This window comes from Pseudomonas sp. W22_MBD1_FP4, from assembly GCF_052113765.1.
Taxonomy (GTDB): Bacteria; Pseudomonadota; Gammaproteobacteria; order Pseudomonadales; family Pseudomonadaceae; genus Aquipseudomonas; species Aquipseudomonas sivasensis.
Window position 1 is genome coordinate 42,947 of sequence record NZ_JBGQOI010000009.1, and the last position, 20,362, is coordinate 63,308.

A 20,362-nucleotide genomic window follows, 5' to 3' on the forward strand; every position below is an offset into this window, starting at 1 on the left:
AAATAAATGCATTAATGCATTGACTGGATATCCATCCAGTCATACTCTTCATCTCAAGCCGGCCAACGAGGTCTGGTGGAGGCGGCAAGGATGCTGCTGAGGAAGACAAGGAAGGCATGCAATATTGGCAAGGACGCCACAAAAGCGATGGCAGGGATGCCAGGCAACACCGGCAAGGACGCCGACGCTTTTTAGTGACATCGCTTCAACAAGACAAGCAGAGATAGGCCGGCCTTAACGGTTCAGAGAGTTGGCAACTGGTCCGGGTGTGCAGCGTAAAGCCCGAAGCAGTTCTCCCGCAGACATGGATCACGGTCGGAAAAACATCGAGGAAAAATCCGTACCGCGCAAGCAGCGGCGAAGGGTTGAGGAGGTTATTACTGAAAAGCCTGGGCAATCGGGCTTTTTGGAATGCCTACCGACACATGGAGTTACCCGAACGCCGGCACGTTGCCGGCATTGATCAGCCAGGAGGCGTGAAATGACAAACGAGCTGCAAGTGTTGGCGGAAATGCCTATCTGGCTGGTGATCGTACTGGCCCTGATCGGAGGTGTATCCGGCGAAATGTGGCGTGCCGATAAGGAGGGCGCCCGCGGTTGGTCCCTGATGCGGCGCCTGGCGCTGCGGTCCGGCGCGTGCATGGTCTGCGGGGTTTCGGCACTGATGCTGTGCTACGCCGCCGGCATGTCGATCTGGACCGCCGGCGCCATTGGTTGCCTTACCGCCATGGCGGGGGCTGACGTGGCCATCGGGCTTTATGAACGTTGGGCGGCAAAGCGCATCGGGGTCAACGAAGTGCCGCCCTCTGGGCCTGATCAGCATTAACTGTTGCAAGGACGCAATGTAATGACACTTCTCAAAAATACGCCTCAACTGCCTGTGGCGATCGGGGACGCGCTGAAGGGCGCCTTTCCACGGTTGCGTGTAGGCAATCGCCATACCTTGACCGATGCCGAGAATAGGACGCGCGTGTTGATCAGCGTGGAACGTAATGGCCCCGGTGAACGTTCCCTTGAAGGGCGCAAGGCACAGGCCTTGTCGGTCTCACTCAGGGCCACGGTTGCGAGCGTGTCGTCGCCCTTTGACGCCTGTGATTTGGCCAGCCAACTGATGGATCTGGCCTTGGATAACCGCTGGGGCTTTGCGCCTGATCAGTGCGACTTGCCTACGTCGATCGTCGCCGCGCCGTCCCCACTCAGTGGTGCCGAAACGGACTACATCAGTTGGACCGTATCCTTCACTCAAACCCTCTACCTCGGCCCTGGTGTCGACATCGCGTCTTTTTCAGGATGAAACTGATGGTGATCACGCTGCCCCAACCCGCTCAAATCGTGCCGGGAGCCCGCCTTGGAGCAGGCATTTCTTTGCCCGTTTTAAGTATGCGCGCCGTCGCCCGCTAGTCTCTCGATTCAGTCTGTCGCTTGCACGGGGTATTTGCTCCTGTAGGGTAGGCCAATGCCCGCTAACTTCTGGAGACGACCGTGAAGGAAATCACTCAATTGGCCGCCGAACTGGGTCGCCGTTTACAGGTGCTCAATGCTCACGTCACCACGGCGGAGTCCTGCACCGGTGGCGGTATTGCGGAGGCTATTACGCGGATCCCCGGGAGTTCGGCGTGGTTCGAGGCCGGATACGTCACTTACTCTAATCGTCAGAAGACCCGGCAGTTGAATGTGCCGGAAACATTGTTTCCGAAAGTAGGCGCCGTCAGCCAGGAAGTGGTGGAGGCCATGGTGCGCGGTGCGCAGGAAAAAAGCCTGTCGCGATTCGCTGTTGCAGTCAGCGGCGTGGCGGGGCCTGACGGCGGTTCGCCGGACAAACCGGTAGGCACTGTCTGGCTGGCCTTTGGTGTGGGTGATGAGGTCACGGCCGAGCTTGCGCACTTCCCGGGCAACCGCGATGAGGTCCGCCGACAAACGGTAAAGGCCGCGCTTGAGGGCTTGTTGCGACGAGCTGCAGCAGAAATAGAAAATCAGGGGTAGGCGATCTCCAATCTTTGTGGAACAATACTGTCTACTTATACAGGTGTTGGCCGCCCCGGCCTTATTGATTACGTGAGGACTTTAATGGACGACAACAAGAAGAAAGCCTTGGCTGCGGCCCTGGGTCAGATCGAACGTCAATTCGGCAAGGGTGCCGTAATGCGTATGGGCGATCACGACCGTCAGGCGATCCCGGCTATCTCCACTGGCTCTCTGGGTCTGGACATCGCACTCGGCATTGGCGGCCTGCCAAAAGGCCGTATCGTTGAAATCTACGGTCCTGAATCTTCCGGTAAAACTACCCTGACCCTGTCGGTGATTGCTCAAGCGCAAAAAATGGGCGCCACCTGCGCGTTCGTCGACGCCGAGCACGCCCTGGACCCTGAATACGCCGGCAAGTTGGGTGTCAATGTTGATGACCTGCTGGTATCCCAGCCGGACACCGGTGAGCAAGCCCTGGAAATCACCGACATGCTGGTGCGCTCCAATGCCATCGACGTGATTGTGGTCGACTCCGTGGCTGCCTTGGTACCCAAGGCTGAAATCGAAGGCGAAATGGGTGACATGCACGTCGGCCTGCAAGCCCGTCTGATGTCCCAGGCGCTGCGTAAAATCACCGGTAACATCAAGAACGCCAACTGCCTGGTGATCTTCATCAACCAGATCCGTATGAAGATCGGCGTGATGTTCGGTAGCCCGGAAACCACCACCGGTGGTAACGCGTTGAAGTTCTACGCTTCGGTCCGTCTGGACATCCGCCGTACTGGTGCGGTGAAGGAAGGCGACGAGGTTGTCGGTAGCGAAACCCGCGTTAAAGTCGTTAAGAACAAAGTGGCCCCGCCTTTCCGTCAGGCTGAATTCCAGATTTTGTACGGTAAGGGTATTTACCTGAACGGCGAAATGATCGACCTGGGCGTGCTGCACGGTTTCGTCGAGAAGTCCGGTGCATGGTATGCCTACAACGGCAGCAAGATTGGTCAAGGCAAGGCTAACTCGGCCAAGTTCCTGGCAGATAACCCGGATATCGCCGCCACACTTGAGAAGCAGATCCGCGACAAGTTGCTGACTGCAGCTCCCGACGTGAAAGCTGCTGCCAACCGCGAGCCGGTTGCAGAAGTGGAAGAAGCCGACACTGACGTCTGAAGTAAACGATGACTGTTGTGCTGGATACACTCGTCGCCGTTCGGCGCACTGCTATGGACCTGCTCGCTCGACGCGAGCATGGTCGAGTCGAGCTGACGCGCAAACTGCGTCAGCGCGGCGCAAACCCTGAGATGATCGACACGGCCCTTGACCGTTTGACGGAAGAAGGGCTGCTGTCGGAATCCCGTTACCTCGAAAGTTTTGTCTCCTACCGAGCCCGTTCCGGCTATGGCCCTGCGCGTATTCGCGAAGAGCTGAGCCAGCGTGGCCTGCAGCGTGCCGATATCGACCTTGCGTTGCGTGAGTGCGGGATTAGTTGGCAGTCGCAGTTGGAAGATACTTGGCGTCGCAAGTTCTCCGGCCATCTGCCTATTGATGCCCGGGAGCGTGCGAAGCAAGGCCGCTTCTTGAGTTACCGCGGGTTTTCGATGGAAATGATCAACCGTTTGTTCAGCGGCCGAGATATGGACGACTGAAACTGTATTGAGCGTGCTTGTCATTTTTGCGGGTTTGTATTGGTGAGCAGGTTTTTTGTGTAGAGCAAGCATGTTGTGGTGAGCGGGCTTGCCCTGCGCTGGGCTGCGCATCAGCCCCAATCATCGCAATCGCTCGCCTCCCATTTCCACTGAAACACCACCAAAAAAGGCTCACTATGAAAATAGTGGGCCTTTTTTTGCTCTAAAAAATCAAGCCGGCTCTGGCGCCACTCGCTGCTGCGTCTTCCCCTGAGCCTGCGCCCAGTTCTCCGGCAAATTGATGTAATCCACCAACTCCCGCAGTCTGCCTTGGTCTCGTCCATTAAAGTTGAACACCAGTCGCGTCAAATGGCTGAACCTCGCTTCATCATGCTCCTCACCGGTATACGCGAGTTGCTGAAACTCGCCGCTTAGCCGCAGGCTGGCAAACTCACTTTGCAAGTGGGCCAGCGCCCGATCACTGAGCGGGTGATTCATACGCACCACAAACTCGCGCTTTAACCAGCGCGTGGAATGGAAATTGGCATAAAACTGATTGATCTCCTCCACTGCTTCTTCAGCGCTGTACACCAGCCGCACCAGCTTGAGGTCGGTAGGCAAGATATAGCGATTGGCTTCCAACTGGCTGCGGATAAAATCCAGGGCGCCTTGCCAAAATCCTCCACCGGGTGCATCCAGTAACACCACCGGTACCAGTGGGCTCTTGCCGGTCTGGATCAGTGTCAGCACTTCCAGTGCTTCATCGAGGGTGCCGAAGCCGCCTGGGCATAGCACCAGTCCATCGGCTTCCTTGACGAAGAACAGTTTGCGGGTAAAAAAGAAGTGAAAGGACAACAGGTTCTCGGTCCCATCAATGGTCGGGTTGGCGTGCTGTTCGAACGGTAAGGTGATATTGAACCCCAGGCTGTGCTCCAGGCCGGCGCCTTCGTGTGCCGCGGCCATGATGCCGCCACCTCCACCGGTAATCACCATCAAGTCCGAGCGCGCCAGTGCTGCGCCTACTTCCCGGGCTAATGCATACAGGGGGCTTTCCACAGGGGTACGTGCCGAGCCAAATACGGTGACCTTGCGTCGGCCCTTGAACTGTTCGAGCACACGGAAGGCGTTGTCCAGTTCACGTATGGCTTGCAAGGTGATCTTGGCATTCCAGCGATTGCGGTCATCCTGTGCCATGCGCAGCACGGTGAGGATCATGTCGCGATACAGAGGGATATTCGGGCTGTCGGGGGCGATCAGTTGGAGTTGGGCTTCGACCTGCTGCGTGAGGTCGGCCCCATTTTTTTCAAAATGCTGGAGCAGGCTGTCATTCGGTTCGTAAGGCATTCAACTTCTCCTTCTTGCAGGGCCGGGTAACCGACGAGATGTTCGCCGGAGGCTACGACACTGCATGTGTCGCTGCTTGCCGCAGGAGGCAACCTTCTTTTGCCCTGAAAATGTTACAGAACAGCATCAGAAATGCTGTGAGCGAGCGGTCGGGATGGCTTGATCATGGGCCGAAAAACCCTTGGCTGGCAACCGCTTATTGGTTGCTCAACAGTGAGTCTAGCCGTCTGAGGGGCGTTGCAGCGGGGGAGTGCGCGCCACTGAATAGCAGCGCGCGAAGGTCAGGTTGAATTACTTCTTCTTCTTCTTCGCCGGAGCCGGGCAATCCGTTTCCACGAACTTTACCGAAGCCACAGGGCGGTTGGTTTTGTTTTCGGTGATTTCATAGCGCATCACGGCGCCTTTGGCCATCAGCTCGCGGTAGCCTTTGTTCAGGCACACGCTTTGCCCCAGTTGGAAATACACAGCCTTGGGGTTGGCGCGCATTTGCTCGGCACGGTCGGACATGACGCTCAGGTGATCGATCAACTGCATGCCTTCAACGGTGTAGGCCACTTCCAGGGTTTTTTCATCGATTTCCCGGGGCAGATCCTTGTTGCTTTCTGCCGCGACGCTTTGCAGTTTCCTGTTCATCTGGGCCTCCAGCAGCGAGGCCGCATGTGCGCCCACAGGCAATACCAGCGCAAGTGCGATGGATGGGACGACAAGGCGCAGCATGGAACGCAGCATGAAACTCTCCTGATTCGGTTACTGGTGCATAGACCAGCCACTGCGCTGTGCGTTCAGTGGCGCGCAATTATAGGTGACCCCTTGCCACTACAGCCAGGCGTATCGCTGGTAAACTGCGGCCATCTCAGCCTTTCACGAGTTCTATCCGTGTCGATTTACCCGTTCCTGCGGCGCATCCGATGAGCCATGCCGTTTCCCGTCTGCGTACCCAGCGTCTGGCGCGCGCCATTAAGCCCTTCGTCAACCGAGGCTCCCGTGCCGAACGCTGCCCTGGCTGCCGGGTGATTCCCGAGTACTGTCTCTGTGCCTGGCGCCCGAAAGTCGAGGCCCGGTCCGCGATGTGCCTGCTGATGCACGATGTTGAACCGATGAAACCCAGTAACACCGGCTGGCTGATCGCCGACGTCATCGACGACACCACTGCCTTCGCTTGGGCTCGCACCGAAGTCGAGCCGGATTTGCTCACCCTGCTCGCTGACCCGCAATGGCAGCCGTATATTGTATTTCCCGGTGAATTTGTGGCGCCGGAACGGGTGGTCAACGAAGTCATCGTGACGCAGGGCAAGCGTCCATTGTTCATCCTGCTCGATGGCACCTGGAGTGAGGCGCGCAAGATGTTCCGCAAAAGCCCGTATCTGGAGCACTTACCCGTTCTGAGCCTGGCGCCCGAGCAGCTCTCACGCTACAAACTGCGCCGCTCCAAACGTGATGATCATTTCTGTACCGCCGAAGTCGCAGCGCTCTGCCTGGAGTTGGCTGGCGATGGGGTTGCCAGCGAAGTGCTGGATGCCTACCTCGATGTGTTCAGCACCCATTACCTGGCCGCCAAGTTCCAGATGCCTTTGGATGCGACCGATGCCGTCCATACCCGTCTTGCGCCCTATATACCCGCGGTATAGCCAGGCGACGTTGGCATGATGGCACTGTAAGCCTGCACCCCGCTAAAATGCCCTCGGGCGTAGTGCTTGACCCCCTAGGCTACGCTGGGCATGCTGGGCGCCGATTGGGGCGCAACCGTGAATTTTCGACGTCGTATCACGTGCTTTTGACGTTGAACGTGCCCTGTGGCGATGGCTGCCTGGCCGTTGCCTTGTGTACTGGCGAACCTTGAACCCATCAAGGCAGCCATAAAAAACAGGATCATTTAATCAATGGCCACATACGAAATCCTGATAGCCGATGACCACCCGCTGTTTCGCAGTGCGCTGCATCAGGCCGTAACGCTGGGCCTTGGCCCGGATGTGCGTCTGGTTGAAGTGGCCAGCATTGCCGAACTGGAAGTCCGCCTCACCGAAAAATCCGACTGGGACTTGGTGCTGCTCGACCTGAACATGCCTGGCGCCTACGGTTTCTCGGGGCTGGTGCTGCTGCGTGGGCAATACCCGCAAATTCCCGTGGTGATGGTCTCGGCGCAGGAAGACGCTGACGTGGTGGTTCGCTCCAAGGAGTTTGGCGCCAGTGGCTTTATCCCCAAGTCCAGCGCCATGGAAGATATCCAGAGCGCCGTACGTAAGGTGCTGGACGGTGATGTGTCCTGGCCGCCGCAAGCGTTTGAAGAAATTAACGTGTCTGACGAAGCCAAGGCTGCCCGTGATGGCTTGGCGAGTCTTACGCCCCAGCAGTTCCGAGTGTTGACCATGGTCTGTGAAGGCCTGTTGAACAAGCAGATTGCCTATGAGCTGAGCGTGTCGGAAGCGACCATCAAGGCCCATGTGACCGCGATCTTCCGGAAGTTGGGGGTGCGCACGCGGACCCAGGCGGCGCTGCTCTTGCAACAACTTGAGTCAATTTCGCAGCATTGAGCTGTTATCGATTCACGCTTTTTTGACTTTGCGTGATCTAGTTTCCCCACTTCTTTGGTTCAGTTGCCTACGTCTATGTCGCCTTTCAAGGGTCAAACCGGTATCAAACGTATCTTCAATGCTGGGGGATATTCCCTGGATGGCCTGCGCGCAGCGTTCACTGGCGAGGCCGCGTTCCGGCAGTTGGTGTTGCTGAATGTCATCCTTGTCCCGCTAAGCTTTTTCCTGAACGTCAGTCGTGTCGAACGGGCGCTGCTGATTGCAGTGTGCCTGCTGGCCTTGATCGTCGAATTGCTCAACTCGGCCGTAGAAGCAGCCATCGACCGCATTTCCCTGGACCGCCATCCACTGTCGAAAAACGCCAAGGACATGGGCAGCGCCGCGCAATTTGTGGCACTGACCATGATTACCCTGGTGTGGGCCGTGATCCTGATCTAACGATCAAGCGATGTTCGGCAGCACGATCTCGTCGCTGCGCTGAACCCCAGCGGTGAATGCGCGGCACAGCTCCAGAAACTCGCGCATCGCCGAGGTCTGGTATTTTTGTTTATGCCAGATGAAGTAAAACTGCCGCGCAAGGTCCAGGTCAGGGGTTTCAACCGGCACCAGGCTGCCACGGCGGAACGCGTCGCGCAGTGCCAAGCGCGAGATGCAGCCAATTCCCAATCCCGACTCCACGGCGCGCTTGATTGCCTCGGTGTGCTCAAGCTCCAAGCGGATGTTCAGCGCGCTGCGGTGATGACGCATGGCCTGGTCGAAGGTCAGGCGTGTGCCTGAGCCCTGTTCGCGCAGAATCCACGCCTCGTGGGTCAGCTCCTCCATGGTGGCCACTCCGCGCTTGGCTAGGTGATGCTGAGGCGCACAAAACACCACCAGCTCATCCTCCACCCAGGTTTGCACCTCGATATCGGGGTGGCTGCAGTCGCCTTCGATTAGACCCAGGTCAATTTCGTAGTGCGCAACCTGGTGCACGATATTGGCAGTGTTCTGCACATGCAGCTTTACCTGGCTCTCGGGGTGCTGCTGCATGAAGCTGCCGATCAGCAGGGTGGCCAGGTAATTACCGATGGTCAGGGTCGCGCCGACGGCCAGAGAGCCGAAGCCGGACTTGCCGTTGAGCAGGTCTTCGATCTCCTTGGCTTGGTCCAGCAGCGCTACTGCCTGGGGCAGAAGCTGATGGCCCAGGGCGTTGAGACTCAGGCGTTTACCGGCGCGGTCGAATAATTGGCAGCTGGATTGACGCTCCAGCTCCGTAATCGAGGTGCTGGCTGCCGATTGAGATAAGGCCAGAAGGCCAGCAGCGCGCGAGACGCTTTCCTGCTGGGCGACGGCGACGAAGACTTGCAGTTGACGGAGAGTAAATCGCATATCTATATAACCGATAACCCTTATCTTAATAATCCAGTTAACAGATATTGTCGCCGCCATTAGAATGCTGTGCAATTGCGCAGCTACATTTGGCGCAGACCCATTTCCAGGAGTTACCCGTACATGAGCAACATGAACCACGAGCGTGTCCTCAGTGTTCATCACTGGAACGACACTCTGTTCAGCTTCAAGTGCACCCGCGATCCGGGCCTGCGCTTCGAGAACGGTCAGTTCGTGATGATCGGCCTGCAACAGCCCAACGGCCGCCCGCTCATGCGCGCTTACTCCATCGCCAGTCCGAACTGGGAAGAGCATCTGGAGTTCTTCAGCATCAAGGTGCCGGATGGCCCGCTGACTTCCCAATTGCAGCACTTGAAGGAAGGCGACGAGATCATCATCAGCAAAAAACCGACAGGTACCTTGGTGCTTGACGATTTGAAGCCAGGCAAACACCTGTACCTGCTCAGCACCGGTACTGGCCTTGCTCCGTTCATGAGCGTGATCCAGGACCCGGAAACCTACGAGCGTTTCGAAAAAGTGATCCTGTGCCACGGCGTGCGTTACGTCAACGAAGTCGCCTACCGCGAGTTCATCACCGAGCACCTGCCGCAGAACGAATTCTTCGGCGAGGCCCTGCGTGACAAGTTGATCTACTACCCTACCGTGACCCGCGAGCCATTCGAAAACGAAGGCCGCCTGACCGATCTGATGCGCAGTGGCAAGCTGTTCAGCGACATCGGTCTGCCGCCGATCAACCCCGAGGATGACCGCGCCATGCTGTGCGGCAGCCCGAGCATGTTGGATGAAACCAGCGAAGTGTTGAACAGCTTCGGCCTGAAAGTTTCTCCGCGCATGCGTGAGCCGGGTGATTACTTGATCGAGCGTGCGTTCGTCGAGAAGTAATCCCGTCAGCCCATGTGCTGACCAAGCAACAAAGAAGATCCAAATGTGGGAGGGGGCTTGCCCCCGATGAGCGAGTGTCAGTTGATACATCTCTGACTGACACACCGCTATCGGGGGCAAGCCCCCTCTCACATTTTGCTTCCGGTTTATTCAGTTGGCTGGGAGTACTTCCAGCACACAAATCATCCCCGCCTCGGGATAGTGCCAGCGCACATCCACGTCCCAGAACTGCGCGCCATATTCGCGCTCAGGCCCAGGCTTTTGGTACGCCGGCCGTGGATCCTGCGCCAAGCACTGATCAATCAACTCCACCAGAGGCTCTCCCAGGCGTTGAGCGTGGTCTTGTGCTTGCAGCAGGGCGGTCTTCAGCCATTGCACGCCAATCAGGTTCGGCGCATCACTGGCGATGCCATTGGTGGCGTCCGCGACACTATCGGCATATGGCACATACGGCTTGATATCCAACACCGGCGTGCCATCGAGCAAATCAATCCCGGAAATCCACAGTCGGCCCGGTTCCACTTTGTCCAGCTTCACCACCGACTGGCCGATGCCGTTGGGCCGATGGGTCGCACGGGTGGCAAACACGCCCATGGACGTGTTGCCGCCCAGGCGTGGCGGGCGCACTTTGAGGCGTGGTTTGTCTTCCAGGGCCTGGTGAAACAGGAACAACAGCCACACGTGGCTGACCTGCTCCAGGCCCTGCACTGCCTCACCCTGGTCAAACGGCGCCACCAGTTCCAGCACGCCTCGGGCCGCTGGCGCCAGTTGTGGTTGGCGCGGAATGGCGAACTTCTCCTTGAAGCAGGAGCGTACGAAACCGACGGGTGAGACCTGATAGCTCATGGCTTACGCACGAACCCGCAGGGTCAGGCCCTTGAGGAAGTTGCGCAGCAACTGGTCGCCACAGGTACGGTAGTTGGTGTGGCCGAACTTGCGGAACAGCGCGCTCAGCTCCGGCTTGGACACCGGAAACTCGGCAGCCTTGAGGATAGCGTGCATATCGTCTTCCTTCAGTTCGAAGGCTACACGCAGCTTTTTCAGGATGATGTTGTTGGTCACCGGGGTTTCGATCGGCTGCGGCGGACGGCTTTCGTCCTTGCCACGCTTGAAGATCACCAGGCCATCGAGGAAGTACGCCATGACCTCATCCGGGCAGAACACGAAGCCTTCTTCCTCATCTTTCTTGAGGTAGGTAAGCAGGTCTTCCTTGGTTACGTCCATGCCGCCGAGCTTGATGATCTCGACCATCTTGTTGTCGCTGATGTCGAGCATGTAGCGCACGCTGCGCAGTACGTCGTTGTGAATCATGGTGGGCAGTCCTGGTATTCAACTGAGGACACCGCCCATCAGGCGGTGTCGAGAAAAGGGGAGCGGCTTAGAACTTCTCTTTGCCGGACAAGTAACGCCATTGACCGACCGGCACCTTGCCGATGGACACGCCGCCGATACGGATGCGGCGGATCGCCACGACCTTCAGGCCAACGGCTTCACAGAACAGCGCGATCACGCCTGGCTGCGGGTTTTTCATCGCGAAGCGCAGCCGGTTTTCGTTCTGCCAGCTGGCTTTAACTGCTGGCAGCTCCTTGCCCTTGTAGGTCAGGCCGTGATTGAGGCGGTTGAGGCCGTGAGCAACCATGTCGCCCTCGACCTCTACCACATATTCCTGCTCGATCTTGGTGGCATCGGCGGTCAACTTGCGCAGAATCTTCCAGTCCTGGGTGAACACCAACAGGCCGCTGGCCTTGGCTTGCAGGTCGGCGCTGGCGGTCAGGCGCAGGAAGTGACCTTTGAGCGGGCGCTTGCTGAAACGGTGTTCTTCGGAGAGCGTTTCGGCGCTGATCGAGGCCATGGCTGTCTCGGCATCCACGCCAGCAGGGGCGTGCAGCAGAATGGTCACCGGTTCAGGCACTGTCGCCTTGGCGTCCGGGTCGAGTTCGACTTTCTGGGTCGTGACCTTGAACTGCGGCTCGTCGATCACTTCACCGTCCACCGAGACCCAGCCGCCTTCGATAAACAGCTCAGCCTCCCGACGGGAGCAACCGACCAGTTCGATAAGGCGTTTGGAGAGGCGTATGGGGTCAGTCATGACAAGGGCCGTAACAAAAGGGGGCGGCTATTGTACCTGTGTGGGCGCGGTTAATCCCGGCCCCATTTCATTTAGCCCTGACGCTCCTGCTGTTGTAGCTGGTGCAAACGCATATGCAGCAACGGATAAGGTTGGCCCAAACCATCATGCTCCGTGCGTCCGATCACCTCGAACCCGAGTTTCAAGTAAAACCCCAGGGCCTGTGGGTTCTGTTCGTTGACGTCCAGCGCTTGAGCATTCATGTGCTCGATCGCATACCACAGCAGCTGTCGGCCAAGACCCTGACCACGGTGCTGCGGGTCGATAAACAGCATCTCCACCTTGCCCGCCGCAACCCCGGCAAACCCGGTGATGCGCTGGCGTGAGTCTTTGGTGCAGATCAGCATCACCGAGTCCAGGTAGCGGGTCAGCACCAGCCCCTTGAGCAGTACGATGTAACTCTCGGGTAAAAAGTCATGAGTGGCCCGCACCGAATCCTCCCAGATCCGCGCCAACTCCGCGTAGTCGCTGATTTTAGGTGTATGGATAATCGAATGCTGACGCATGCCCGCTGCCCCTTGCTGTGATCGGTGCTGATGGGCAAAACGATAGACGTAAAAAAGCCCCGCATCTTGTCCAGAAGCAGGGCTTTTTTAAATTTTTACAGCGTTAGTCGCGCTTTTCGGCCCACAGGTCGTATTCGTCGGCGTCGGTCACGGTGCACCAGACCTTGTCGCCCGGCTTTAAACCGCTGGCATCGTCGATAAACACGTTACCGTCGATTTCCGGCGCGTCGAAGAAGCAGCGGCCAACCGCGCCTTGCTCGTCGACTTCGTCGATCAGCACTTCGATTTCCTTGCCGATACGCAATTGCAGGCGCGCCGAGCTGATCGCCTGTTGGTGCGCCATGAAACGCTCCCAACGGTCTTGCTTGACGTCGTCCGGCACCACGGCCAGGTCCAGCAGGTTGGCTGGAGCACCTTCCACCGGGGAGTACTGGAAGCAGCCGACGCGATCCAGTTGGGCTTCGGTCAGCCAGTCCAACAGGTACTGGAAGTCTTCTTCGGTTTCGCCGGGGAAGCCGACGATGAAGGTGGAACGGATGATCAGCTCCGGGCAGATCTCGCGCCAGTTCTTGATGCGCGCCAGGGTCTTGTCTTCGAAGGCTGGGCGTTTCATCGCCTTCAGGACTTTCGGGCTGGCGTGCTGGAACGGGATGTCCAGGTACGGCAGGATCTTGCCGGCAGCCATCAACGGGATCAGTTCGTCTACGTGCGGGTACGGGTAAACGTAATGCAGGCGCACCCACACGCCCAGGCTGCTGAGGGCTTCGCAGAGTTCGGTCATACGGGTTTTCACCGGCGCGCCGTTCCAGAAACCGGTACGGTATTTCACGTCGACGCCGTAGGCGCTGGTGTCCTGGGAGATCACCAACAGCTCTTTCACGCCGGATTTGACCAGGCGCTGGGCTTCGTCTAGCACGTCACCGACCGGGCGGCTGACCAGCTTGCCCCGCATCGACGGGATGATGCAGAAGCTGCAGCTGTGGTTGCAGCCTTCGGAAATCTTCAGGTACGCATAGTGGCGCGGGGTCAGCTTGATGCCTTGCGGCGGCACCAGGTCGATCAGCGGGTTGTGATCCTGGCGCGGCGGCACTACTTGGTGCACGGCATTGACCACCTGCTCGTACTGCTGCGGACCGGTCACGGCCAGCACGCTCGGGTGCACGTTGCGGATATTGCCTTCTTCCACACCCATGCAGCCGGTCACGATGACCTTGCCGTTTTCCTTGATGGCTTCGCCGATCACTTCCAGGGACTCTGCCTTGGCCGAGTCGATAAAGCCGCAGGTGTTGACCACCACCACGTCGGCGTCCTGGTAAGTGGACACAACGTCATAGCCTTCCATACGCAGTTGCGTGAGGATGCGCTCGGAGTCGACCAGAGCCTTCGGGCAACCCAGGGAAACAAAGCCAACCTTAGGGTTGGCTTTTGCGATGGTGGTGGACATGTCTAACCTCGGTATTGAATGACGCCGCCAGTCGGGCACGACAAGGCGGTGGACGGGCACTTGGTGTGCCTCTGATCAAAAAGTGCGCAATTCTAGCGATGGGCAGCGCACTTGACCAGCTTTATGCGGGGAAATGCGACGAGTGCTCTTTTGCTGGCCGGCGTGTTCTATAAGTGCCCAACGCTTACCTCAAGCTCACCGACTCATTGAAATCACACCCGTCATGTACTGATTCAAATCGCGCAGATCATTAATCCGCCAAGCGAACGGTGGCAGCTTCACACCGTTCTCTCGCAAAGTTTTTGGAATCAGGTCTCCATTGGGTCGAAGTATTATCGACGACACAATTACGCCCGGATAATCCTTAAGTCGTTTCTTGAACGTGGGTGTGGTGAGGTTTGGCGTCGGAGGGTTGCTCTTACTGGCCAAGGGTCCCGTGCCTTTGATGTCCGCTCCGTGGCACATGGCGCATCGCTGTAGGTAGATATTTTTTCCGTTGAGGTTATCCGAGAAGGACAGTGATGTTTGAGCCAGCGATAACACTGCCAGCGAAGCAATAAATACTCTTCTCATAGACGTCCTTGTTGTATCCGCTGGATCTGAATCGAGGGCAAGTTCAGGGCCTGGCGTTGGTGACGGGGAGGGCACGTCCGACCTCTGTATGTGGCCGATCGCGCACGGCCAGGCAGCGGACCAGTGCTGTAGGCCTCTGTGATCGAAAAGAGCGCGATGCTAGCCACGGGCAATTCACTTGACCAGCTTTATGCAGGGAAATGTGACGAGTGCTGCGCTATGCTTCGCGCCGTTGCGCACGGGTAAAAACCTTGGGTCAATAAAACGTCTGTTACGAGAAGTAAAACAGCGCATGCTAGGGTCAGCTTAGGCGCGTTGTTTATAAGAGACCTCAGGTCAAAGGGCAGGAGTGGTTGATGGGTCACGCGAGTAGTCAGGCAGCAAGTGCCGAGCATTCAAACACCAAGCCGATCGGCATGCTGGTGGCGGCGGTCGGGGTGGTTTACGGCGATATCGGGACCAGTCCGCTCTACACCCTCAAAGAGGTGTTCACCGGGGGGTATGGGGTTCAGGTCAACCATGACGGTGTCTTGGGGATCCTGGCGCTGATCTTCTGGTCGCTGATCTGGGTCGTTTCGATCAAATACATGCTGTTCGTGCTGCGCGCCGACAACCAGGGCGAAGGCGGCATCATGGCCCTGACCGCACTGGCACGTCGGGCAGCGGGGGAACGTAAAAAGCTGCGCAGTTTCCTGGTCGTGTGTGGCCTGTGCGGGGCGGCACTGTTCTACGGTGACAGCATGATCACCCCGGCGATTTCGGTGTTGTCAGCAGTAGAAGGCCTGGAGCTGGCGTTCGACGGCCTGGAAAAATGGGTTGTGCCGATTGCGTTGGTGGTGCTGGTGGCGCTGTTTCTGATCCAGAAACACGGTACCGATCGCATCGGCAAGCTGTTCGGGCCGGTGATGGTGACCTGGTTCCTGGTGCTGGGCGGGCTGGGTATCTATGGCATCAGCCAGCATCCCGAAGTGCTCAAGGCATTGAACCCGATGTGGGCCGTGCGTTTCTTCGAGGCTCATCCAGGCATTGGCGTTGCCATCCTGGGTGCCGTGGTGCTGGCACTGACGGGCGCCGAAGCGCTGTACGCCGACATGGGCCATTTCGGCCGCAAGCCCATTGCCCGCGCCTGGTTCATACTGGTGTTGCCGGCGCTGGTGCTCAACTATTTCGGCCAGGGCGCCATGCTGCTGGGCGATCCTGAAGCCGCGCGCAACCCGTTCTATCTGCTGGCGCCGAGCTGGGCGCTGATCCCGCTGGTGGTTCTGTCGACCCTGGCGACGGTGATTGCTTCCCAGGCGGTGATTTCCGGCGCGTTCTCCTTGACTCGCCAGGCGATCCAACTGGGTTACATCCCGCGCATGCACATTCAACACACCTCCAGTGCCGAACAGGGCCAGATCTATATCGGCGCGGTGAACTGGTCGCTGATGGTCGGCGTGATCCTGCTGGTGCTGGGCTTCGAGTCCTCAAACGCACTGGCCTCGGCCTACGGCGTGGCGGTGACGGGCACCATGTTGATGACCACCATCCTCGTCTCGGCGGTGATGTTGCTGCTGTGGAAATGGCCCCCAGTGCTGGCCGTGCCGGTACTGCTCTGCTGCCTGTTGGTGGATGGGCTGTATTTTGCGGCCAACGTACCGAAAATCATCCAGGGCGGCGCCTTCCCGGTGATCGCGGGGATCGTGCTGTTCGTGTTGATGACCACCTGGAAGCGCGGCAAGCAATTACTGGTGGAACGTCTCGACGAAGGCGGCCTGCCGCTGCCGATCTTTATCAGCAGTATTCGCGTGCAGCCGCCCCATCGGGTTCAGGGCACGGCGGTGTTCCTCACCGCGCGGCCCGATGCCGTGCCCCATGCGCTGTTGCACAACCTGCTGCATAACCAGGTATTGCACGAGCAAGTGGTGCTGCTGACGGTGGTCTATGAAGACATCCCGCGCGTCCCGGCATCGCGGCGTTTCGAGGTGGATTCCTACGGGGAAGGGTTCTTCCGCGTGATCCTGCACTTCGGCTTCACCGACGAGCCGGATGTGCCCGAAGCGCTGAAGTTGTGCCACTTGGATGATCTGGATTTCAGCCCAATGCGCACCACCTACTTCCTCAGCCGCGAGACGGTGATTGCCTCGAAAATCGAAGGCATGGCGCGCTGGCGCGAAGCCTTGTTTGCATTCATGTTGAAGAATGCCAACGGCAACCTGCGCTTCTTCAAACTTCCGGTAAACCGGGTGATCGAGCTGGGCACCCAGGTCGAGATGTAAGTATCTGCTGCACGGGAGCCGGCAATCGGCTCCCGCTTTCCGTCTGAACCCTGTGCAATCGATCGTTGTCGACTAGGCTCTAAGCACTGTTGAACAGTGCCCATAGAACCCAGAAGAGGTGCGCCATGAGTCAGCTGCTCGAACCCTATACCCTGCGCCAATTGACCCTCCTGAACCGCATTGCCGTCTCGCCGATGTGCCAATACTCCAGTGACGATGGACTGGCCAATGACTGGCATCTGGTGCACCTCGGCAGTCGTGCCGTCGGCGGCGCCGGGCTGATTTTCACCGAGGCCACCGCCGTGACTGCCGATGGCCGCATCACGGCACAGGACTTGGGCTTGTGGAACGACCAACAGATCGAACCGCTGCAACGCATCACCCGTTTTATCGCCGCCCAGGGCGCGGTGGCTGGCATCCAACTGGCCCACGCCGGGCGCAAGGCCAGCACCCATCGGCCGTGGATCGGCAAGCATGGCAGCGTCAAGCCGGAGGACGGTGGTTGGGTACCGGTAGGCCCATCGCCGATTGCCTTTGACCCTCAACACACCCAACCGCGGCAACTGGACGAAGCGCAGATCCAGCAAGTGATCGCTGACTTCGTCGCCGCTGCCAAACGTGCGCTCACCGCGGGTTTCGAGGTGGTGGAAATTCACGCGGCTCACGGTTATCTGTTGCACCAATTCCTCTCACCCATCAGCAATCAGCGGCAGGACCAATACGGCGGTTCCTTTGAAAACCGTATCCGGCTGGTGCTTCAGGTGACCAAGGCCGTGCGTGAAGTCTGGCCCCAGGAGTTGCCGCTGTTCGTACGGGTGTCGGCCACCGACTGGGTGGAGGACGGCTGGAACCCCGATGAAACCGTGGAACTGGCACGCCGCCTCAAAGACCTGGGCGTGGACCTGATCGACGTATCCTCCGGTGGCACCGCCGCCAATGCCGAGATCCCTACCGGGCCGGGCTACCAGACGCGCTTCGCCGAGCGCGTGCGCAAGGAGTCGGGCATCGCCACGGGGACCGTGGGCATGATCACCGAACCGGCTCAGGCCGAGCACATCCTGCGCACTTGCCAGGCCGATATCATCTTCCTGGCTCGTGAACTGCTGCGCGATCCGTACTGGCCGTTGCACGCCGACGATGACTTGGGCGGGCGCAAAGCAATCTGGCCGGCTCAGTACCAACGCGCGACCCATCGGGATCAACCGATTCATGAGTCTGACTTGAGGGATTGATCCTTCGCTGGCTCCATCTAAACCCACCCTGAGCCGGTGGGTTTTTTTTGCCTGTTGCTGTGGGATGGCGCTGTAGGTATTTGTTACCGAAGTAATTTTTTAAGTGAATACTCTAAAAAAATCCCACACGTAACGAGATTGTTTCTACGCTTAGGGTAAGACCGATTTCTGGCCCAGGGAGTCAGTCTGTTTGTCCACGGAGGCATTGCGCTTCACGGGAGATGGTTGATGGGCGCCGGGAGTATTTGATTGATATCAGGAGAAACAGTCCATGGCCAAGTCCTATGGAGTAGCAGGTTTGGTGGCGTCTTTTTTGACCCGCAGGGTGTCCTTGCGTAGCCGCCGGTTGAGTTTGGATGAGGTCGAGTTGCTGGCGCAGTATCGCGCTCTGAACGAGAGCGATCAGGTGGCGATGCGTTATCTGATTGGGGCGATGAAGAGCGTGTCGCGGTTTTAGAGTCGACGTGGAACGCATGTGGGAGGGAGCAAGCCCCCTCCCACAGTTGAATCAGGTGTACTTGCGCTGGTCCGGTGCCGGCGGGAAGTACTGATACAGCCAGGTTTCACTCAAGGTGCGGTCCTGGGTTCGGATAAACAGGCGCAGCTCCACCGGTTCCACGCTGTCGCTGGTCGGGTACCAGTCGAACAGGATGCGGTAGCCCTTGATGTTATCGAGCACCAGCACGCTGAAGTCTTTCACTTCACCATGGGAGCAAGTCACCACGGGCTCAATCCCTGTGCCTGGCGGTAAACGGTCCAAGCCACCGCCCTTGAAGTCCACGGCAAAACGGCGCGCCCACACGTCCGGGTAATGTTCACCCGGCGCCCAACCTTCGGTAAAACCGCCCATGCCGGAACGGGTCGCGTCGACCTGGGCCAATGGTGTGCTCACCGGTGGCAAGGCGCTCCAGTACAGTTTGTAACCATAGTTCAGCGATTCACCCGCAGCCACCGGCTTCTTCGGGGTCCAGAAGGCCACGATGTTGTCCAGGGTCTCGCCGGTGGTGGGGATCTCCAACAGGTCGATGGAGCCTTCGCCCCAGGCGGTGGTCGGTTCGACCCACAGGCTTGGGCGCTTGCTGTACCAGTCCACAGTGTCCTGATAGCTGGCGAACTCATGGTCGGTCTGCACCAGGCCAAAGCCTTTCGGGTCTTTGTCGGCGAATGCATTGAATTGCAACTTGGCGGGGTTGTTCAGCGGGCGGCAGATCCACTCGCCGTTGCCGCGCCACATCGCCAGGCGGTCCGAGTCGTGGATTTGCGGGTGGATGGTGTCGCACATCCGGCGCTCGTGGGTGCCGCAGCTGAACATGCTGGTCATAGGGGCAATGCCCAGTTGTTCGATGGCAGTCCGCGCATTGATATGGGCGTCGATCGCCATCACCACTTGGTTGGCCTGGCAGTCGATATCGAAGCGGTAGGCGCCGGTGGCGCTTGGCGAGTCAAGCAGGGCGTAGACCACAAAACGCGTGGCGTCCTTGTCTGGAGTTTCGAACCAGAACTGGGTGAAGTCAGGGAATTCTTCGCGTTTTTTGGCGTAGGTGTCGATGGCCAGGCCTCGGGCCGACAGGCCGTATTGGCCGGTGGAATCCACCGCGCGGAAGTAGCTGGCGCCGAGAAACGACAGCACGTCATGGCGGTCCAGCTCCGGTGCCTTGAACAGCTTGAAGCCGGAGAAACCCAGGTCGCCGGTCAGCTGTTTGGTGTCGACGGTGGTTTTTTCATAGTTGAACAGCGAAGGGCGGAAGTGCACTTCACGGGCTTCACGGGTTTTCGGATCAACGCTGTGCATGCGCACCGGTGTCTTGAAACCCATGCCGACGTGGAAAAACTGCACGTCCAACTGGCCGTTCAACTCTTTCCACAGCGAATGCTTGCCGTCGTAGCCAATGGCGTTGAAATTCTGTGGGGTCATGGTCGCCAGGGTCGGCGGCAGCACCTGTTTGGTGTCTTTATACGCGGTTCCGGCGAGTTGCTTGGCCTGGGCTTTCAGTGCGTCGAAATCGAACGCCACGGCCTTGCCGTCGGCGGCACGGTTCCCGGCCCAGGCCTGCGCGGCCAGTAGGCCGCTGGCCGACAAACCGGTGTAAGCCGCAATGGCCATGGACGCTTTGAGCAAATTCCTGCGGTGCATAGAGACAACCTGTCGTGAGCAAATCCCGCGCCGTTCCTGGCACGTGCTGGATCAGAAATAACGGTTCGGACATGCCTTCGGCCAAACGCAACGGACATTAAACAGACGCCGGATAGCTTAAGCGGTTCGATGGTGTAGGAAAAATGATTGATGGCTGTGTGATGGCGTTGCATATGAAACAAGTTGTGTCGTCAGGTGAGTTGCGTACTGTTGTAGTGAGCGGGCTTGCCCCGCGCTGGGGCGCGAAGCGGCCCCCATGAAAACCACACAGGCTGTCTGAAAACGTGCGGCATTTGGCTTCAGGGCCGCTTCGCAGCCCAGCGCGGGGCAAGCCCGCTCACCACAAGACTTCGTTTAGCC

The 20,362-nt window shown here is 58.5% G+C and carries 22 protein-coding genes; 12 read left to right on the top strand and 10 right to left on the bottom strand.

What is annotated here, in order from left to right:
* Nucleotides 1-481 precede the first annotated feature (481 nt).
* From ACEN2T_RS13510 to recX, 5 genes are all read left to right on the top strand, one after another.
* Entirely contained in the window at nucleotides 482-826 is a 345-nt protein-coding gene (locus tag ACEN2T_RS13510; protein WP_032891769.1) for a phage holin family protein, read from the top strand.
* Nucleotides 827-847: 21 nt separating this feature from the next.
* Nucleotides 848-1,294 carry a hypothetical protein gene (locus ACEN2T_RS13515; RefSeq protein WP_256585215.1) on the top strand — a complete coding sequence of 149 codons (447 nt, stop codon included), beginning with the start codon at nucleotides 848-850 and terminating at the stop codon, nucleotides 1,292-1,294.
* A 188-nt stretch (nucleotides 1,295-1,482) separates the two neighbouring features.
* Entirely contained in the window at nucleotides 1,483-1,983 is a 501-nt protein-coding gene (locus ACEN2T_RS13520) for a CinA family protein (protein ID WP_032891768.1), read from the top strand.
* 84 nt (nucleotides 1,984-2,067) lie between these two features.
* Nucleotides 2,068-3,126, top strand: coding sequence for a recombinase RecA (recA, locus tag ACEN2T_RS13525; protein ID WP_032891767.1), 1,059 nt, complete (start codon nucleotides 2,068-2,070; stop codon nucleotides 3,124-3,126).
* 8 nt (nucleotides 3,127-3,134) lie between these two features.
* Nucleotides 3,135-3,602: a recombination regulator RecX gene (gene recX / locus ACEN2T_RS13530; protein WP_099601243.1), complete on the top strand. Its 468-nt coding sequence runs from the start codon at nucleotides 3,135-3,137 to the stop codon at nucleotides 3,600-3,602.
* 210 nt (nucleotides 3,603-3,812) lie between these two features.
* Here recX and ACEN2T_RS13535 read toward each other — a convergent pair whose 3' ends face one another.
* Together ACEN2T_RS13535 and ACEN2T_RS13540 are read right to left on the bottom strand one after the other, a co-directional pair.
* Nucleotides 3,813-4,925 (bottom strand): TIGR00730 family Rossman fold protein, encoded by a 1,113-nt coding sequence (locus ACEN2T_RS13535; RefSeq protein ID WP_181642747.1) that lies wholly within the window; start codon nucleotides 4,923-4,925, stop codon nucleotides 3,813-3,815.
* A 291-nt stretch (nucleotides 4,926-5,216) separates the two neighbouring features.
* The gene (locus ACEN2T_RS13540; RefSeq protein ID WP_095183975.1) at nucleotides 5,217-5,654 is read right to left on the bottom strand and encodes a PA3611 family quorum-sensing-regulated virulence factor; all 438 of its coding nucleotides are present in this window, start codon (nucleotides 5,652-5,654) and stop codon (nucleotides 5,217-5,219) included.
* A gap of 179 nt (nucleotides 5,655-5,833) precedes the next feature.
* Here ACEN2T_RS13540 and ACEN2T_RS13545 point away from each other — a divergent pair, with 179 nt between their 5' ends.
* The 3 genes from ACEN2T_RS13545 to ACEN2T_RS13555 all read left to right on the top strand — a co-directional run bounded on the left by ACEN2T_RS13545 (nucleotide 5,834) and on the right by ACEN2T_RS13555 (nucleotide 7,894).
* Entirely contained in the window at nucleotides 5,834-6,553 is a 720-nt protein-coding gene (locus ACEN2T_RS13545) for a tRNA-uridine aminocarboxypropyltransferase (RefSeq protein ID WP_032891762.1), read from the top strand.
* A gap of 252 nt (nucleotides 6,554-6,805) precedes the next feature.
* On the top strand, nucleotides 6,806-7,456 hold the full coding sequence (gene erdR, locus ACEN2T_RS13550; protein WP_032891760.1) for a response regulator transcription factor ErdR: 651 nt from the start codon (nucleotides 6,806-6,808) through the stop codon (nucleotides 7,454-7,456).
* Nucleotides 7,457-7,531: 75 nt separating this feature from the next.
* Nucleotides 7,532-7,894 carry a diacylglycerol kinase gene (locus tag ACEN2T_RS13555; protein WP_032891758.1) on the top strand — a complete coding sequence of 121 codons (363 nt, stop codon included), beginning with the start codon at nucleotides 7,532-7,534 and terminating at the stop codon, nucleotides 7,892-7,894.
* Nucleotides 7,895-7,897: 3 nt separating this feature from the next.
* Here ACEN2T_RS13555 and ACEN2T_RS13560 read toward each other — a convergent pair whose 3' ends face one another.
* The gene (locus tag ACEN2T_RS13560; RefSeq protein ID WP_026013711.1) at nucleotides 7,898-8,824 is read right to left on the bottom strand and encodes a LysR family transcriptional regulator; all 927 of its coding nucleotides are present in this window, start codon (nucleotides 8,822-8,824) and stop codon (nucleotides 7,898-7,900) included.
* A gap of 123 nt (nucleotides 8,825-8,947) precedes the next feature.
* On the opposite strand from ACEN2T_RS13560, the gene fpr reads away from it, so the two are divergent.
* On the top strand, nucleotides 8,948-9,727 hold the full coding sequence (gene fpr, locus ACEN2T_RS13565) for a ferredoxin-NADP reductase (RefSeq protein WP_003189055.1): 780 nt from the start codon (nucleotides 8,948-8,950) through the stop codon (nucleotides 9,725-9,727).
* A 150-nt stretch (nucleotides 9,728-9,877) separates the two neighbouring features.
* Here fpr and tsaA read toward each other — a convergent pair whose 3' ends face one another.
* The 6 genes from tsaA to ACEN2T_RS13595 form a co-directional block, all read right to left on the bottom strand.
* Nucleotides 9,878-10,573: a tRNA (N6-threonylcarbamoyladenosine(37)-N6)-methyltransferase TrmO gene (gene tsaA / locus ACEN2T_RS13570; RefSeq protein ID WP_032891757.1), complete on the bottom strand. Its 696-nt coding sequence runs from the start codon at nucleotides 10,571-10,573 to the stop codon at nucleotides 9,878-9,880.
* 3 nt (nucleotides 10,574-10,576) lie between these two features.
* Nucleotides 10,577-11,038 carry a DUF1456 family protein gene (locus tag ACEN2T_RS13575; protein ID WP_032891756.1) on the bottom strand — a complete coding sequence of 154 codons (462 nt, stop codon included), beginning with the start codon at nucleotides 11,036-11,038 and terminating at the stop codon, nucleotides 10,577-10,579.
* Between the two features lie 67 nt (nucleotides 11,039-11,105).
* On the bottom strand, nucleotides 11,106-11,816 hold the full coding sequence (locus tag ACEN2T_RS13580) for an rRNA pseudouridine synthase (protein WP_032891755.1): 711 nt from the start codon (nucleotides 11,814-11,816) through the stop codon (nucleotides 11,106-11,108).
* Nucleotides 11,817-11,887: 71 nt separating this feature from the next.
* Entirely contained in the window at nucleotides 11,888-12,361 is a 474-nt protein-coding gene (locus ACEN2T_RS13585) for a GNAT family N-acetyltransferase (RefSeq protein WP_032891753.1), read from the bottom strand.
* Nucleotides 12,362-12,464: 103 nt separating this feature from the next.
* Nucleotides 12,465-13,805 (bottom strand): 30S ribosomal protein S12 methylthiotransferase RimO, encoded by a 1,341-nt coding sequence (gene rimO, locus ACEN2T_RS13590; protein ID WP_046384502.1) that lies wholly within the window; start codon nucleotides 13,803-13,805, stop codon nucleotides 12,465-12,467.
* Between the two features lie 195 nt (nucleotides 13,806-14,000).
* Complete coding sequence (locus ACEN2T_RS13595; protein ID WP_442116853.1) at nucleotides 14,001-14,378, bottom strand: c-type cytochrome; 378 nt, start codon at nucleotides 14,376-14,378, stop codon at nucleotides 14,001-14,003.
* Nucleotides 14,379-14,734: 356 nt separating this feature from the next.
* Here ACEN2T_RS13595 and ACEN2T_RS13600 point away from each other — a divergent pair, with 356 nt between their 5' ends.
* The 3 genes from ACEN2T_RS13600 to ACEN2T_RS13610 all read left to right on the top strand — a co-directional run bounded on the left by ACEN2T_RS13600 (nucleotide 14,735) and on the right by ACEN2T_RS13610 (nucleotide 18,325).
* Nucleotides 14,735-16,636 carry a potassium transporter Kup gene (locus ACEN2T_RS13600; protein WP_032891749.1) on the top strand — a complete coding sequence of 634 codons (1,902 nt, stop codon included), beginning with the start codon at nucleotides 14,735-14,737 and terminating at the stop codon, nucleotides 16,634-16,636.
* A gap of 125 nt (nucleotides 16,637-16,761) precedes the next feature.
* Nucleotides 16,762-17,868, top strand: coding sequence for an NADH:flavin oxidoreductase/NADH oxidase (locus tag ACEN2T_RS13605; RefSeq protein ID WP_032891746.1), 1,107 nt, complete (start codon nucleotides 16,762-16,764; stop codon nucleotides 17,866-17,868).
* A gap of 271 nt (nucleotides 17,869-18,139) precedes the next feature.
* A complete protein-coding gene (locus ACEN2T_RS13610) occupies nucleotides 18,140-18,325 on the top strand; it encodes a hypothetical protein (RefSeq protein WP_032891743.1) in 186 nt (61 codons plus the stop codon).
* Nucleotides 18,326-18,376: 51 nt separating this feature from the next.
* Here ACEN2T_RS13610 and ACEN2T_RS13615 read toward each other — a convergent pair whose 3' ends face one another.
* Nucleotides 18,377-20,002, bottom strand: a complete 1,626-nt coding sequence (locus ACEN2T_RS13615; RefSeq protein WP_032891741.1) for a glucan biosynthesis protein D — start codon at nucleotides 20,000-20,002, stop codon at nucleotides 18,377-18,379.
* Between the last annotated feature and the right edge of the window lie 360 nt (nucleotides 20,003-20,362).